Below are 14465 nucleotides of genomic sequence, written 5' to 3'. Positions count from 1 at the left end.
CAAGCAGGGATTCTGTCAAACATGTTGTGCGACAAGGGGTTGCACATCAGCCCGCAACGGGCTTAACCCATGTACATGCCGCCATTCACATGAATGGTTTCTCCGGTAACGTAAGCAGCGCCTTCCGATGCCAGGAACGCCACCACCGAGGCAACCTCCTCCGGTGACCCGAGGCGACCAGCCGGTATGATTTCCAGCATAGCCTCACGCTGCTTATCGTCCAGTTTTTTGGTCATATCCGTGTCAATAAAACCGGGCGCCACGCAATTGGCGGTAATGCCACGGTTGGACATCTCTTTCGCCAGGCTACGAGTGAAACCCTCCACCCCGGCCTTGGCTGCACAATAATTACCCTGCCCGGGGTTGCCCATACCGGCCACCACCGAGCTGATGTTGATAATCCGGCCCCAACGGGCCTTGGCCATGCCGCGAAGCACCGCCTTACTGGTGCGATACACACTGGAAAGGTTGGTTTCCAGCACGGCAGCCCAGTCATCGTCTTTCAGACGCATCAGCAGGTTATCACGGGTGATACCGGCATTGTTGACCAGGATCGCAGGCGCACCGGATTGTTCAGTCAACTGCTTCAGGCCCGCTTCAATACTTTCCGGTTCGGCTACGTTCATCACGATGCCATAACCCTGGTAGCCGGCTTCTTTCAGTCCACTGGTGATGGCCTCTGCGCCGGCTTCACTGGTCGCGGTACCAATGACTTCTGCACCCTGCCGGGCCAGCTCATGGGCAATGGCTTTCCCAATACCACGGCTTGCACCGGTAACCAGCGCAACCTTGCCTTCCAAAGACATAAACAACTCCGTTTATCAGGACTGGCCGAATGCCGCCAGGGCGCCGGCCAGAGAATCGGGATCTTCAATACCGTGCACCGGCAAACCGCGCTCAATCCGCTTGATCAACCCGGCAAGCACTTTACCAGCACCGCATTCAACCGCAACCGTCACTCCTTCATCACTGAGCGTGCGGATCGAGTCCGTCCACAACACAGGAGAGTATAGCTGCTTCAGCAGATTGCTCTTGAGCGTGTCTGCGTCTTTGACAACAGTAGCATTCACATTCTGGACCACCGGGATGACAGCATCGTTAAACCGGACATCTTCCAGGGCTTCGGCCAACTGTTCGGCAGCACCTTTCATCAGGGCACAATGGGACGGCACACTCACCGGCAGCGGCATCGCCTTCCGCGCCCCGCGGCCCTTACAGGCTTCAATAGCCCGCTCAACGGCAGCGGCGGAGCCGGCAATAACCACCTGCCCCGGGGCGTTAAAGTTCACCGCAGCCACCACATCGCCCTGGGCCGCCTCTTCACAGGCCGCAGCAACGTCTGCGTCTTCGAGCCCCAGAATAGCAGCCATGCGACCTTCACCGGCAGGGACAGCATCCTGCATAAGTTCGCCACGAAGCTGAACCAGTTTGACTGCTTCAATGAAGTCCAGACTTTCCGCGGCCACCAGCGCGCTGTACTCGCCCAGACTATGACCTGCGACGAAATCAGGACGTGGCCCATCCGAGACACACCACTGGCGCCACAGGGCAACACTGGCGGTTAACAGGGCCGGCTGGGTAACCATGGTCTGATTCAGCTCTTCAGCGGGACCGTGCTGGCACAGGTGCCAGAGATCGTAACCAAGAACGTTAGACGCCTCATCGAAGGTTTCGCTGATCATTGGCCACGCCTCGGCAGCATCCTTAAGCATGCCGACCGATTGGGAGCCTTGTCCGGGGAAAATAAACGCTGATTTCATAAGCGGAATCTTATCGTCATTGATGGGTTACTGGAGATTAGCCAATAGTACAATTCAGGCCAATTATCCGCGATTAACCCTGAAAATGCGGGTCTACTTTAGTCGGGACCCGACCGGGACAGGCATCATAACATCAGATCATCGAGTCTTTCGTTGATCCTTCGTGGCACTTCGAGCTCCACTTCCCGAACGGCCTGGCGAATAGCGGCCAGCATGGCGCGCTCGTTGGCATTGCCATGGCTTTTAATGACCACACCCTGGAGCCCAAGCAGGCTCGCACCGTTATGACGGGACGGGTCCATCAACTGAAGAAGGCGGCCAATAATCGGTTTTGCCAACCAGCCCACAAAGCGACCATAAAGCGAGCGGGTAAATGCCTGCTCAAGAAGCTCGATCAGCAACCCGGCGACACCTTCGCCGGTTTTCAATGCAATGTTGCCGACAAAACCGTCACAGACTACTACATCGGCGACATCCCGAAACAGGTCACTGCCCTCGACATAACCAATGTAATTGATGGTGTCGCATTGGGCTAACATATGGGAGGCAAGGCGAACCTGCTCGTTGCCCTTGATCTCTTCCTCGCCAACATTAAGCAAAGCAACACGAGGCTCAGGCTGGGCACAAATGGCCGAGGCCATGAGCGACCCCATCAGCGCATACTGATACAGGTTCTCCGCCGTGGAATCGACATTCGCACCGAGATCCAGAACGTGGCAACGGCCACGGAGGGAAGGAATAAGTTTGGCGATGGCCGGCCGTTCAATACCGGGATACATGCGGATAATCGACCGGCCGAACGCCATCAGGGCGCCGGTATTGCCAGCACTGACACACCCCTGGGCCTCGCCGTCCCGGACAAGCCCGAGCGCAATAGCCATGGAGGAGTTTTTCTTATGACGAATGGCGTGGGAAGGGCGCTCGTTCATGCGTACCACATCCGCCGCCTCAACGATGCGAATCCGTTCGTGCCCATCAACCAACAAGGCCTCGAGCTCGCTCCGGATTCCCACCAGAACAAGACTCAAGGCCTCATTTTCACGCACTGCTTCCAGCGAAGCATGAACCACCACCTCGGCGCCACGATCACCGCTCATGGCGTCGATAGCAATGGTGACCGGTTTACTCACCGCTCGTCCATGCGTCACGGGTCAGAAGGGTATCCCGACGATCTTACTCGTCGCGAGCCTCAACAACCTGCTTTCCGCGGTAAAAACCGTCCGGAGAGACGTGGTGACGACGATGAACTTCGCCGGTGGTTGCGTCTGTAGACAGAGCGGCGGCGCTCAGTGCGTCGTGCGAACGGCGCATGCCACGCTTGGAACGGGTCTTGCGATTTTGCTGTACAGCCATGGTTATGCTCCTGACCTATTTACGAAAACGTTAATGCTTTGTCGTCTTGAGACCCGCCAGAACACTGAACGGGTTATCTTCTCTTTTCTTTACCTCTGGCTCACTGGCAACGTTTGATGGTTCCAGTGCCTCCAGGTCTTCCTTTGCCGGGCATTCGTCCCTCTCATGGAGAGGAAAGGGTGGTAATACCAGCAATAGCTCGTCTTCCACCATGGCCCACAAGTCTGCGCTGAAGTCCTCGAACAGAAAGGGTTCCAGTGCTTTCGGCAATCGTTGGGCCTGCTCATCGTTGATGACCAACCCGAGATCAAAACGGGATTCCAGTGTCGTATGCATATCAGTCATGCAACGCTGGCACTCCAGTGTGACCGGCGCAGACAGCTCGCCCGACACAACCCTTCGGCGCTCACTATCCTGATAAAAGGACAGCTTAACATGGCATTCACTGCCATCCTGCAAGCCAGGAACTGCTTCTCGAAAACGAGCGAGACCCCTGAGTGGAACTACCCCCTCAAGTGTTCTGTTCTGCTCAGCCAACCGGATAGGGTCAACGGATTTCGGCAGTTCGGCGATCGGCGCTTTAGACATAGGCGCGCAATTTTAGGGGCGCGACCCGCCTCTGTCAAAGACTTAATCCACTTTCTGTCGGGGGTTCCGCTCCGTGTAGGGGTATTTTACGATATGGACCGGTAAAGCTGACAGATTCATCAATCCACCATCTCTATAAGGCAGCCATGACCTCACCCGGCCTTTTGCTAGCGTCATCATCCCCTTACCGCAAACGCCTGCTCGACCAGCTCGGCCTGCCCTTTGAGACCGCCAGCCCGAATATCGACGAATCGCCGCTACAAGGCGAACTACCGGATGCCCTGGCGGTTCGACTGGCCACCCAAAAAGCCCAGGCGCTTGCACCGGAGCACCCCGGAAAACTCATCATCGGCTCGGACCAGGTCGCCGCCCTGCCGGACGGCACACTGTTAAGCAAACCAGGCAGCCATGAGAGGGCGCTTGAACAACTCAGCCGGAGCAGCGGGAAAAGCGTGCATTTCCTCACCGGCCTGGCGGTGCTCGACACCCGGACAGGCGTTCTCGAACACTGCTGCGAAACCTTTATTGCACATTTCCGCGACCTTACCAGGGAGGAAATCAGCAACTACCTGCACCGAGAGCAACCCTATGACTGCGCTGGCAGCTTCAAGATGGAGGGGTTAGGCATAACCCTGTTCAAGGGGTTGGAAGGGCGAGACCCCAACAGCCTGATTGGATTGCCACTGATTGCCCTGAACGAGATTCTGATCCGGCTCGGTAACAACCCACTGCTACACCCCGAACCATAATCCGGGGTGTAGCAGGCCGTTAACGCAATTCGAGGCGCGATTCCAACATACGGGTAGCGACACCCTCGCCGACCGAGACGCCCAACTGGTCCACAAGCTCACGGAAGGGCGAGCGACGGCGACTGTAGTCCACCAGCTTCTCCTCACCCACCAACTGACGGGCCACCCAGGAGGTGCTGCCCAGCCCGTCCACCAGCCCCAGCTCAACAGCTTGCTCGCCACTCCACACCAGACCGCTGAACAACCGCTCGTCGTCTGCCAGGCGTTCACCCCTGCCCTCTTTTACGGCACTAATAAACTGCTGGTGAGTGTTTTCCAGCACGCTCTGCCAGAAAGCAACATCTTCATCGCGCTCAGGCGAGAACGGGTCAAGGAAAGCCTTGCTCTCTCCGGCAGTATAAAGGCGGCGATCCACACCGATTTTGTCCAGCATTTCACTGAACCCGAATCCACCGGCAATAACGCCGATCGATCCCACCAGGCTGGCCCGATTGGCGTAGATTTCATCAGCCGCCGCCGCGATGTAATAAGCACCAGAGGCGCCGATGTCCGAGATAACCGCGTAGACCTTCTTGTCTGGGTACTCTTCCCGTAGGCGTTTAATTTCATCGTAGACGTAGCCTGCCTGCACCGGGCTGCCGCCGGGGCTATTGATCCTTAACACCACTGCCTTTGAGCGCTCAGCCTCAAAGGCATTGCGCAGTGATGTCACCAGGTTATCAGCGCTCGCCAGCTCGTCTGCGGCAATAGTGCCCCTGACCTCCACCAATGCGGTGTGGTGACCGGCAACAGAATCAACACTGTCACCAAGAGGCGAACGTATAAAGAAAAGCAGCGCAAACAGGTAACCAAACGTCAATATCTTGAAAAAGATCCCCCAGCGACGGCTTCGACGCTGCTCTGCCTGCAGCGACATCACCAGCTTCTCGATCAGTCGCCAGTCGCGCCCCGATTCCGGCGGCAACGCCGGCTCTTTACTGCCAAACAAACCTCGCTTTCGCGCCGGCGCACTCTGCTCAGGCTCTGCAGGCTTGTCACCCCAGCCCGGCTCCTTATCCGATTCCCAGTCACTCATCCGCTATTCCTTAACCACAAACGATCATAGCCCCAGCGTACGCCGAAGCTCATCAACAGAACTCACTACCGCATGGGGATCATACTGTTCCAGCACGTCACGCTTATGCACTCCCCACTCAACCCCGATCGCCGGCATACCAATACGGCGAGCCATATCCAGGTCGTAGCGGGTGTCACCGATCATCACCGCCTGCTCAGGCCGGTAACCGTAGAAATCCAGAATTTCCTCAAGCATCAGCGGGTCGGGCTTGGATTTGGTTTCGTCAGCACACCGGGTAATGTCGAAATGGGTGCCCAGCCCGCTGGAGGTAAGTGCCACTTCCAGACCCCGGCGGCTCTTGCCGGTGGCCACCGAACAACTCCGGCCGGAGCCACGCAAGTCGGCCAGTATGTCCGCCATACCCTCGAATACGTTCTGGGGCGTGGTCACTTTCTGGAAAAAGTAACCCGCGTAACCCTCCCGAATCCGCATCATTTCCTCGCGACTCAACCCCGGGTACAGACGCTCCAGAGCCTCGATCATGCCCAGCCCAATAATATCCCGATAGGCTTCGCGCTCCAGCTCCGGGTACCCCAGCTCGGTTGCAGCCTGGTGCAAGCTGTCTGCAATATGGTCCACGGAATCAATGAGCGTTCCGTCCCAGTCAAAAATAACAACCTTTACATCCATCAATAACCACCCTTGCTACGCTGCTCAAGCTCTTTGAGCACCTTGGCGAATGGCTCATCATACGGCGCTTCGAGGCTCATTGCCTCATCAGATCCCGGCAATGTGAACTCGAGGGCCCTGGCATGAAGCATCAGCCGCTGCCCACCGATGGCCCGAAATGCCTTGAGACTGGCATCGTCCATATATTTGTCATCGCCGGCTATCGGGTGACCAGCCGAGGCGCTGTGTACGCGAATCTGGTGCGTGCGACCGGTTACTGGCGACGCCTGCACCAGACTGTACCCCTGGTATTGCTGCAAACAGCGAAACAGCGTCAGCGATTCCTTGCCTTCGGGACTTACTTTCACCCGCCGCTCGCCATTCGGCATCTCATAGCGCAGCAGCGGTTCATCAACCCGACCAATGCCTGCTGGCCAGGTGCCCGCCACCAGGGCGTGATAATGCTTACGAATGCGTTTGTGCCGCAGTTCATCCTGGAGAAAACGCAACGCCGACCGTTTTTTAGCCACCATCACCAAACCGGACGTATCCCGGTCCAGCCGATGCACCAACTCCAGGAACTTTGCCTGCGGCCGGGCCGACCTGAGCACTTCGATCAAACCAAAACTCAGGCCACTGCCACCATGAACGGCAATACCCGAGGGCTTGTTCACCACCAGCATATCGTCATTTTCAAAGACCACCGCCGCTTCCATAACCGATTGCACCCGATCACCGGGCGTAGGCGACTCCGGCTTGCTCTTCTGGACAATCGGCGGAATGCGCACCACGTCGCCAGCCTGAAGGCGGGAATCCGGCCTTACTCGACCTTTGTTAACCCGCACCTCACCCTTGCGAACAATTCGATACACAATGCTTTTCGGCACGCCCCGCAGGCGGGCGAGGAGAAAGTTGTCAACCCGCTGGCCGGCCATATCCTCGTCCACCGTCACCCACTGGACACCCTTCTGCACCTGGCCTGCCGGCAACTCTCCGCGATGCCCATCAGAGGACACCGGTCCTGCCCGGCCCGATCCCCCACGGGACGGATTGCCGCGTTTTGGCGGCTGACGACGGGCTACTGGCTTGCGCGACATGGGATACCTTTTACTGGGTGATAAACGCGGGATTGAACGAACACCGCTTTACTGTTATATTCCGGCGTGCTCTGCCGTTTGTCTACGGCCTGACGAACTCTGGTCAGAAGCCGGAGCGGCAGCAGTATACCGACACTGATTAAGAGATTGAACGCCGAAGCCCAATCATTACCGGGCCCGGCGTGAAACAAACTCCCGGACCACAGGGCAGACCCAGAGAGGCTGCGGCCTGCTCCGGGAGAGGAAAAACCGACCGGAAAACCGTCGGGCGACATCGCGAAGAATCACTACCATGCAAACCCGGGCCGTCCAGCAAACCAATACGACGTGAGACCCAGGAGTTTGTGTGAACCTGAAAACGGATATTATGCGTCAACAGACACTCACCCTATTCGACCTCTCCCTGCTGTCAGGCAGGCGGATCGTCGGCGGTGGTCTCAGACTTACAGGATCAAGCCCCATAAGGGTCTGATCCGTCTGGCCGCCGGCCCGCCCTGCTGTAACAGGGCCCGCGGCACGCACATCCCGCTTCGCTGATGCGAATCCCCCCGGTTTTCTGTCACTAACAAACGACAGGAACCCTTTCTTTCCATGAAAAGAATGCTGATCAATGCAACTCACCCTGAAGAGTTGCGCGTAGCTCTGGTAGACGGCCAACGGCTTTTTGACCTGGATATCGAATCCAGCACCCGCGAACAGAAAAAAGCCAACATTTACAAAGGCCGGATCACCCGTGTAGAACCCAGCCTTGAAGCGGCGTTCGTCGACTTTGGCGCAGAGCGTCATGGCTTCCTCCCGCTGAAGGAAATCTCCAAAGAGTACTTCAAGAAGTCTCCCGGCCAGATCGAAGGCAAGATCAACATCAAGGACGTCCTGTCTGAAGGGCAGGAAGTCATCGTACAAGTTGATAAAGAAGAGCGTGGCAACAAGGGCGCAGCCCTGACCACCTTTATCTCTCTGGCCGGCCGTTACCTGGTGCTGATGCCCAACAACCCACGCGCCGGCGGCATCTCCCGCCGTATTGAGGGTGATGACCGTTCCCAACTGAAAGATGCCATGAACGGCGTACAAGTGCCTAAATCCATGGGAATCATCGTACGCACCGCTGGAATTGGCCGTACCACCGAAGAGCTCCAGTGGGACCTTGATTACCTGGTACAGTTCTGGGAAGCCATTACCCAGGCGGCTGGCGAGCGCAAGGCGCCATTCCTGATTCACCAGGAAAGCAACGTTATCATCCGGGCGGTTCGTGACTACCTCCGCCAGGACATCGGCGAAGTCCTGATCGACGCCGACGGCGTTTATGAAGATGTACTCAGCTTTGTACGCGCTGTGATGCCCACCTTCGAGAACAAGATCAAGCTGTACAAGGATGAGATCCCTCTGTTCAGCCGCTATCAGATCGAAGGCCAGATCGAAACCGCGTTCCAGCGGGAAGTGAAGCTGCCCTCCGGCGGCTCCATCGTGATCGACCCCACTGAAGCACTGGTCTCCATTGATATCAACTCCTCCCGGGCCACCAAAGGTCACGATATCGAGGAAACTGCCCTGCAGACCAACCTGGAAGCGGCAGAAGAAATCGCTCGCCAGCTGCGCCTGCGGGACATGGGCGGGTTGATCGTTATCGATTTCATCGACATGACACCCGCCAAGCACCAGCGCGAAGTCGAGCAGAAAATGCGTGAAGCCCTGGAAATCGACCGGGCCCGCGTTCAGGTCGGCAAGATTTCCCGCTTCGGCCTGCTGGAGATGTCACGTCAGCGCCTGCGCCCATCACTGGGTGAAACCCGCAGCGAAGTGTGCCCGCGCTGTGAAGGCCAGGGCACTATCCGGGGTATTGAATCCCTGGCCCTGAGCATCATGCGACTGATCTACGAAGAGTCGTCCAAGGAAAAGACTGCCGAAGTCCGCGCCATCGTGCCGGTGTCCGTGGCTACCTTCCTGCTGAACGAAAAACGCAAGCAGTTGGCCGACATCGAGGCACGCCAGGGCGTTTCCGTGGTGGTTGCTCCGGTGCCAAATATGGAAACACCGCACTTCGAGATCATCCGTCTGCGTCAGGATGAAGCAACCCCTGAGCACATTGCCAGCCATCAGGTTGCTCAGGAATACAACGAGCGGGAAGAAGAAAGCGCCGAAGTACAGACCACCGAAAAGCCGGTTCGTGAGCAGGCTGCCGTGAAGGCCATCCGCCCCACAGCCCCTGCCCCGACAGCACCCCAGGCCGCCGCTGAACCTGCGGAGCCAGAAGAAGGCCTGTTCCGCAAGCTCGGCAAGAAAATTGCCTGTTTCTTCCGCGGTGAGCAGGAGCAAACCGACACCAAACAAGCCGCCGGTAACCGTGACCGCGCCGGAGACCGTCGTAACCAGGGCCGCCAGGACCGCCGCAAATCACGGGTAGCCCGTGACGACCAGCGCCAGGGTGGCAATCGCACCGGAAACGACCGCCGCCAGAGTGGCCAGCCAAACCGCGCTGATGATAACCGCAACCGTAATCGCGGCAACCGCAACGATGACCAGTCCCGCGGTGCCCAGAATCGTTCAGGGCAGCAGGACAAGGCCGGCGATAACCGCGGCGCGGACACAAAAGGCAGTGAGAACCGTCGGGACAACCGCAAGGACTCACAGGGTCGCAACCAGAACCGCAATCGTCCGCAGCGCGATGCGAAAGACCAGAAAGACAATCGCGAACCGCAACAAGATGCCCAGAAGGCGCCGGCCGAGAACAAGCAGGGTGGTGACGACAAACGTCGCAAGCCACGCCGCCAGCGTAATCGCGACGGCTCACCTGCCGAGTCTCCGGCCAGCACACCGGCCGCTCGCAAGGCAGAACGCAGCGAAAGGCACCAGAAGGATACTCAGCCCGAGAAAGGCGTAGAGACCGATAACGAAGAGGCGAAGCAACAACCAGCCCAGCAACCGGTTGAACAGCCCAAGAAGGTTGAAGCACCGAAGAGCGCTGCCTCCGAAGACAAGGCCACGGTGGAGACACCCAAGGCTGACAAGCAGGAACAACCGAAAGCCGACAAGGTGCCGGAAGAGAAAGCCGAGCAACCTGCCCAGCCGGCAGAGCAAGGCAACCAGGCTGACGGCCAGAAGGCGAGCGAAACAACCGACGCCACGGCTGACGCCGCGAAGCCGGCTGACGCGCCTGAATCCGGTAACGCCGAGAAGGACAAGGAGCCCAGGGAACCCCGCAAGGCTCGCCCGGCAAACCGTCAGCGCAAACCGAAAGCCGCAGACAAGGCTGCAGATAGCGCTAATGCTGAAGCGCCGGCCACCAAGACCGACAGCGAAGCAAAAGCAGCAGAGCCAACTGACAAGCCGGAAGCAACGCCGAAGCCCGAGAGCAAGCCTGCTGAAGCGACGGAAGCTTCAAAGACCGAAAGCAAGGCAGCAAACAGCGAAACGGCGAATGCCCCGAAGGCTGAAAAGGCAGAGCAAGCTGAAACTGCCGAAAAGCCCGGGGGTGAAGAACCAAAAGCTCAGCCAGAGAGTCCCGAGCCCGAGGCCAAGGCTGACCAGGCAGAACCTGAAGCTGAGTCTAAGACTGACGCAGAGCCCAAGGCAGAAGCAAAAGCCGAAGATGCGCAGAACGCCCCCACACAGGACGAAATGCCAGACGTTCCGGTCACTCCGGGCCGTGCATACAATGACCCACGTGAGGTCCGTAAGCGCCAGCGTGCGGCCGCCGAAGCCAAGAAGGCCGGGAGTAACTGAATATGCTGACCAATTCGGATATCGAGGCGCTGGAAGACATACTGTTCGCCGAGCCCTGGGGAGATGAAGCCCTGGATTTCTTCGGGTTCCACGGTGTGGTGTGTGCCAGCGTTATCGGCCCGGTCAGCCTGGAGGCGGAAGATATCTTCCGCCTCGCCACCGGCGCAGACACCCTGCCGGACGGCAAGGTACCGGAGGTCTTCGCTCACTGCGTGAAGGTATTGGCTTCTGATATGGCCCATGCCCTGGACATGGGGCAACCCCTGGAATTGCCCGAACCGGAAGATGGCGATCCCATGAACGCACTGGAAAACTGGTGCGCCGGGTTTGTTGATACCTTCCTGGAAAATGAAGAGGCCTGGCTCGATGCCGCCAGCGAGGAAGACGTCGCGGACCTGATGGTGCCGATGCTTACCCTGTCCGGCCTGTTCGAGGACGAGGACTTCCAGAACGTGCGTAACGATGAGAAGTTATCAGGTCGCATGGCGGAAGCCATTCCGGATTCACTGACGGACCTCTACCTGCTGTTCCACGCACCGGACTAAGCGCTCACCGGTTGCCTGAAATGATGCCAGACGGGCTCCAGCCCCTCTGGCATTTTCATGATACGGCCCAGCTCACACCAGGGCGCACCGGGAAAATGAAAGTCGCTGCCCTGAGACGCCAGCAACTGCTCCCGTCTTGCCAACTCTGCCACAAAACCAAGATCACCACTGGACTGCCCGGATACCGATACCTCAATGGCCCGACCACCAGCCCGGCGAAAATCCGCTGTCAGTTCACGCAGGCGGGTTGCCGTCAGCCGGTATTTTCGGGGATGCGCAAGCACAGCGATGCCGCCAGCATCAGTGATCCATTGCACCACTTCAGATAATTCGGGCCAGCAGGCCTTCACATCACCGGGCTTACCGGAGCCAAGGTAGCGTTTGAACGCATGGGCGGTCTTTGGCACCACCTCGGCGTCTACCAGAACCTGGGCAAAATGCGGTCGTCCGGGCACATCGCCTCCGGCCAGGGCTGTCGCTTTCTCCAGCAACCCGTCAACCTTCAGGCGAGCCAGCCTATCGGCAATCAACCGCGCTCGCTGCCACCGGTTCTCGTTCTGCTGCGCCAGCGCCTCCAGAAAGGCCGGATCCGCTTCATCGAAGTCCAGGCCGACCACATGAATGGTGTGGCTGCGCCAGACACAAGACAGCTCAACACCGCTAATCAGTGACAGCCCCAGTTCCTGCCCCCGGGCGCGAGCCTGAGCGAGACCAGCAATGGTGTCATGGTCGGTCAGTGCAAGATGGCTGACACCCTGCTCTGCTGCCCGAGCGACCAGGTCCTCCGGCGTTAACGCACCATCGGATGCGGTGCTATGGCAATGCAGATCAATGCACGGTTTCGGGTCTTGAGGTATAGTCACAAACAGTCCTGAACTGGGCGATAGCCGCCAGTGTACCAGTGTTGGCTATCCGGCCCTAACCAAACCGAGATTTGCACCGGAGCACCCATGTATTACGCCATTATCAGCGAAGATGTCCCCAACAGTCTGGCCCTTCGGATGACCGCCCGCCCGGCTCATGTTGCGAGGCTGGAAGCACTGAAAGCCGAGGGGCGTTTACTGGTAGCCGGCCCCCACCCGGCCATCGACTCCCCGGACCCGGGCGAAGCCGGGTTCAGCGGCAGCCTGGTCATCGCCGAGTTCGAATCACTGGAACAGGCACAGGCGTGGGCGGATGCCGACCCGTACATTGAAGCAGGGGTGTATCAATCCGTTACCGTCAAGCCCTACAAGGTTGTGCTGCCCTGAGCTGGTGATAGCGTAACCAGACAACAGCACTGCATGAGCGGATTGTAACCCGCGATTGCTTGAATACCCGTCACTGTGTGACAAAATTGCGTGTTTGAATGACCGTCAATAGACCATACCAGGGAACGTAATCCGTGACATCGCTCCGTCTTCTTCTCAGCCTTTTGCTTATCATCGCTTCGGTTTCCGTCGCTCAAGCCCGCACCGTATGGGTTGACGACAAGCTCTACCTGCCCGTTCGATCCGGAGCCGGCTCCCAGTTCCGGATTATTGAAAACGCGGTTCCCAGCGGCACACCGCTGGAGGTGCTGGAAGTAGGCGATGGTTACACCAAGGTGAGAACTCCCAAAGGCACTGAAGGCTGGGTTTCAAGCCAGTATCTCAGCAACCAGCCGATTGCCGCTGACCGGTTACGACGCGCCACCCAGCAACTGGAGCAGGCGCGATCGGAGCTCACGAGTGTCCGCGAGCAGTTGTCGGCCGTTACGGAAGAACGTGACAACCTGCAGAATGCCGAAAGCAGCCTTTCCAACCGCGCAGGTGAACTTCAGGAAGAACTCACCCGAATCAAGAATATCGCGGCGGACTCCATCAACCTGGAGCGACGCAACCGGGAGCTGCGCGAGGAGAATCAGAAACTGCGTAACGACCTGGAAGTACTGACGGCAGAGAATGAACGGCTTGAAGCCAGCAAGGATTCCGATTTCATGCTGCTAGGCGCCGGCCTGGTGCTCGGCGGTGTTCTGCTGGCCCTGCTCATTCCGATGCTCAAACCAACAAGAAAAACCGACAACTGGGCCTAAATGCCATGAAAGACTACTCGGAAAAACGTGACTTTCACCGGATGCAGGTAAACAGCCGCATTGAAATCACCAATGCCAGGGGCGATACATTCACCGGCATCTGCCGGGACCTGAGCGCCGCGGGCATGCAGCTGTTTATTGACGAGGCTGTCGCCGTGGGCAGTGAACTCAGAACCCGCCTGGAAGGCGCAGATAACCAGCTACCCCCGCTGGAGACCGTGTGTGAGGTCATTCGTTGCGAGCCAGAGGGCGAAGGTTATCTGATCGGCGTCAACATCACAGAAGTTACCCAATAAAAAACGGCGGCCTTCTGGCCGCCGTTTTTTATTTCTCCAGGACACCCCCGGGTCAAACCAGGGGCTTCTCGGATACGATGATGCCATTGTTATCGGCATACACGTAATGCCCCGGGTGAAAGGTCACGCCGTGGAAAGTAACCGGAATGTTCAGGTCACCAATACCACGCTTTTCAGTCTTCCGGGGAACCGTGCCCAGGGCCTGCACACCCAGGTGGGTCTGGCCAATTTCGTCCACATCCCGGATGCATCCGTAAATTATCAGCCCGGCCCAGCCATTCTCTGCGGCTTTCTCCGCCAGCATGTCGCCCAGCAGCGCATTGCGCTTGGATGCACCACCATCTACCACCATTACCCGACCGTTGCCCGGCAGGCCTACCTGCTCCTTGACCACGGAGTTGTCTTCAAAGCACTTCACGGTAACAATTTCGCCGCCAAACTGGCGCACACCACCGTAGTTATTGAAGCCAGGCTCAACCACCTGCACTTCCGGAAACTCGTCGCACAGATCCGGCGTAATGATCTTGCTCACCTGCTACTCTCCTTTTCCGAAATGTTAGCGTTTTCCGAGATACTCG

General features: G+C 58.1%; 16 protein-coding genes. 6 read left to right on the top strand and 10 right to left on the bottom strand.

Translation table 11 applies throughout. The features are described from left to right. Nucleotides 1–62: 62 nt before the first annotated feature. From fabG to C7H10_RS19430, 5 genes are all read right to left on the bottom strand, one after another. Nucleotides 63–806: a 3-oxoacyl-ACP reductase FabG gene (gene fabG / locus C7H10_RS14785; protein WP_061331907.1), complete on the bottom strand. Its 744-nt coding sequence runs from the start codon at nucleotides 804–806 to the stop codon at nucleotides 63–65. Nucleotides 807–821: 15 nt separating this feature from the next. Further along, nucleotides 822–1760 carry an ACP S-malonyltransferase gene (fabD, locus tag C7H10_RS14780; protein ID WP_106695479.1) on the bottom strand — a complete coding sequence of 313 codons (939 nt, stop codon included), beginning with the start codon at nucleotides 1758–1760 and terminating at the stop codon, nucleotides 822–824. Between the two features lie 125 nt (nucleotides 1761–1885). Then, entirely contained in the window at nucleotides 1886–2890 is a 1005-nt protein-coding gene (gene plsX / locus C7H10_RS14775; protein ID WP_208622842.1) for a phosphate acyltransferase PlsX, read from the bottom strand. A 43-nt stretch (nucleotides 2891–2933) separates the two neighbouring features. Continuing rightward, on the bottom strand, nucleotides 2934–3113 hold the full coding sequence (gene rpmF, locus C7H10_RS14770; RefSeq protein ID WP_011785345.1) for a 50S ribosomal protein L32: 180 nt from the start codon (nucleotides 3111–3113) through the stop codon (nucleotides 2934–2936). Between the two features lie 30 nt (nucleotides 3114–3143). Beyond that, on the bottom strand, nucleotides 3144–3701 hold the full coding sequence (locus C7H10_RS19430; RefSeq protein WP_106695477.1) for a YceD family protein: 558 nt from the start codon (nucleotides 3699–3701) through the stop codon (nucleotides 3144–3146). 146 nt (nucleotides 3702–3847) lie between these two features. Here C7H10_RS19430 and C7H10_RS14760 point away from each other — a divergent pair, with 146 nt between their 5' ends. Further along, the gene (locus C7H10_RS14760) at nucleotides 3848–4450 is read left to right on the top strand and encodes a Maf family protein (protein ID WP_106695476.1); all 603 of its coding nucleotides are present in this window, start codon (nucleotides 3848–3850) and stop codon (nucleotides 4448–4450) included. A gap of 19 nt (nucleotides 4451–4469) precedes the next feature. Here C7H10_RS14760 and C7H10_RS14755 read toward each other — a convergent pair whose 3' ends face one another. Genes C7H10_RS14755 through rluC form a run of 3 tightly spaced genes read right to left on the bottom strand, consistent with a single transcriptional unit; the run spans nucleotide 4470 to nucleotide 7273 of the window. Continuing rightward, nucleotides 4470–5525 (bottom strand): S49 family peptidase, encoded by a 1056-nt coding sequence (locus C7H10_RS14755; protein WP_106695475.1) that lies wholly within the window; start codon nucleotides 5523–5525, stop codon nucleotides 4470–4472. A gap of 24 nt (nucleotides 5526–5549) precedes the next feature. Continuing rightward, nucleotides 5550–6197: an HAD family hydrolase gene (locus tag C7H10_RS14750; protein WP_106695474.1), complete on the bottom strand. Its 648-nt coding sequence runs from the start codon at nucleotides 6195–6197 to the stop codon at nucleotides 5550–5552. Then, a complete protein-coding gene (gene rluC / locus C7H10_RS14745; RefSeq protein WP_106695473.1) occupies nucleotides 6197–7273 on the bottom strand; it encodes a 23S rRNA pseudouridine(955/2504/2580) synthase RluC in 1077 nt (358 codons plus the stop codon). Before rluC ends, C7H10_RS14750 begins: the two co-directional genes overlap by 1 nt. A 591-nt stretch (nucleotides 7274–7864) precedes the next feature. Between rluC and rne the strand changes: the two genes are divergently transcribed. Further along, nucleotides 7865–10993 carry a ribonuclease E gene (gene rne, locus C7H10_RS14740; RefSeq protein ID WP_106695472.1) on the top strand — a complete coding sequence of 1043 codons (3129 nt, stop codon included), beginning with the start codon at nucleotides 7865–7867 and terminating at the stop codon, nucleotides 10991–10993. A gap of 2 nt (nucleotides 10994–10995) precedes the next feature. Continuing rightward, nucleotides 10996–11538 (top strand): YecA/YgfB family protein, encoded by a 543-nt coding sequence (locus C7H10_RS14735; protein ID WP_106695471.1) that lies wholly within the window; start codon nucleotides 10996–10998, stop codon nucleotides 11536–11538. Here the strand turns inward: C7H10_RS14735 and C7H10_RS14730 are convergent. Further along, nucleotides 11535–12401, bottom strand: coding sequence for a PHP domain-containing protein (locus C7H10_RS14730; protein WP_106695470.1), 867 nt, complete (start codon nucleotides 12399–12401; stop codon nucleotides 11535–11537). The two genes, C7H10_RS14735 and C7H10_RS14730, sit on opposite strands and share 4 nt — an antisense overlap. A gap of 87 nt (nucleotides 12402–12488) precedes the next feature. On the opposite strand from C7H10_RS14730, the gene C7H10_RS14725 reads away from it, so the two are divergent. The 3 genes from C7H10_RS14725 (at nucleotide 12489) to C7H10_RS14715 (ending at nucleotide 13887) form a co-directional block, all read left to right on the top strand. Continuing rightward, on the top strand, nucleotides 12489–12788 hold the full coding sequence (locus tag C7H10_RS14725) for a YciI family protein (RefSeq protein WP_058090407.1): 300 nt from the start codon (nucleotides 12489–12491) through the stop codon (nucleotides 12786–12788). Between the two features lie 134 nt (nucleotides 12789–12922). Beyond that, on the top strand, nucleotides 12923–13591 hold the full coding sequence (locus tag C7H10_RS14720) for a TIGR04211 family SH3 domain-containing protein (RefSeq protein ID WP_061331897.1): 669 nt from the start codon (nucleotides 12923–12925) through the stop codon (nucleotides 13589–13591). Between the two features lie 5 nt (nucleotides 13592–13596). Continuing rightward, nucleotides 13597–13887 carry a PilZ domain-containing protein gene (locus tag C7H10_RS14715; protein ID WP_061331896.1) on the top strand — a complete coding sequence of 97 codons (291 nt, stop codon included), beginning with the start codon at nucleotides 13597–13599 and terminating at the stop codon, nucleotides 13885–13887. Between the two features lie 52 nt (nucleotides 13888–13939). Here C7H10_RS14715 and rraA read toward each other — a convergent pair whose 3' ends face one another. Further along, the gene (rraA, locus tag C7H10_RS14710) at nucleotides 13940–14419 is read right to left on the bottom strand and encodes a ribonuclease E activity regulator RraA (protein WP_058090404.1); all 480 of its coding nucleotides are present in this window, start codon (nucleotides 14417–14419) and stop codon (nucleotides 13940–13942) included. Between the last annotated feature and the right edge of the window lie 46 nt (nucleotides 14420–14465).

It is taken from the genome of Marinobacter shengliensis (assembly GCF_003007715.1).
Taxonomy (GTDB): Bacteria; Pseudomonadota; Gammaproteobacteria; order Pseudomonadales; family Oleiphilaceae; genus Marinobacter; species Marinobacter shengliensis.
This window is presented reverse-complemented; position numbering and strand designations above follow the sequence as displayed.

Bases quoted from the DNA above. Each gene is read 5' to 3' on its own strand.
- fabG (WP_061331907.1), bottom strand. From the start codon at position 806: ATGTCTTTGGAAGGCAAGGTTGCGCTGGTTACCGGTGCAAGCCGTGGT.
- fabD (WP_106695479.1), bottom strand. From the start codon at position 1,760: ATGAAATCAGCGTTTATTTTCCCCGGACAAGGCTCCCAATCGGTCGGC.
- rpmF (WP_011785345.1), bottom strand. From the start codon at position 3,113: ATGGCTGTACAGCAAAATCGCAAGACCCGTTCCAAGCGTGGCATGCGC.
- C7H10_RS19430 (WP_106695477.1), bottom strand. From the start codon at position 3,701: ATGTCTAAAGCGCCGATCGCCGAACTGCCGAAATCCGTTGACCCTATC.
- C7H10_RS14760 (WP_106695476.1), top strand. From the start codon at position 3,848: ATGACCTCACCCGGCCTTTTGCTAGCGTCATCATCCCCTTACCGCAAA.
- C7H10_RS14755 (WP_106695475.1), bottom strand. From the start codon at position 5,525: ATGAGTGACTGGGAATCGGATAAGGAGCCGGGCTGGGGTGACAAGCCT.
- C7H10_RS14750 (WP_106695474.1), bottom strand. From the start codon at position 6,197: ATGGATGTAAAGGTTGTTATTTTTGACTGGGACGGAACGCTCATTGAT.
- rluC (WP_106695473.1), bottom strand. From the start codon at position 7,273: ATGTCGCGCAAGCCAGTAGCCCGTCGTCAGCCGCCAAAACGCGGCAAT.
- rne (WP_106695472.1), top strand. From the start codon at position 7,865: ATGAAAAGAATGCTGATCAATGCAACTCACCCTGAAGAGTTGCGCGTA.
- C7H10_RS14735 (WP_106695471.1), top strand. From the start codon at position 10,996: ATGCTGACCAATTCGGATATCGAGGCGCTGGAAGACATACTGTTCGCC.
- C7H10_RS14725 (WP_058090407.1), top strand. From the start codon at position 12,489: ATGTATTACGCCATTATCAGCGAAGATGTCCCCAACAGTCTGGCCCTT.
- C7H10_RS14715 (WP_061331896.1), top strand. From the start codon at position 13,597: ATGAAAGACTACTCGGAAAAACGTGACTTTCACCGGATGCAGGTAAAC.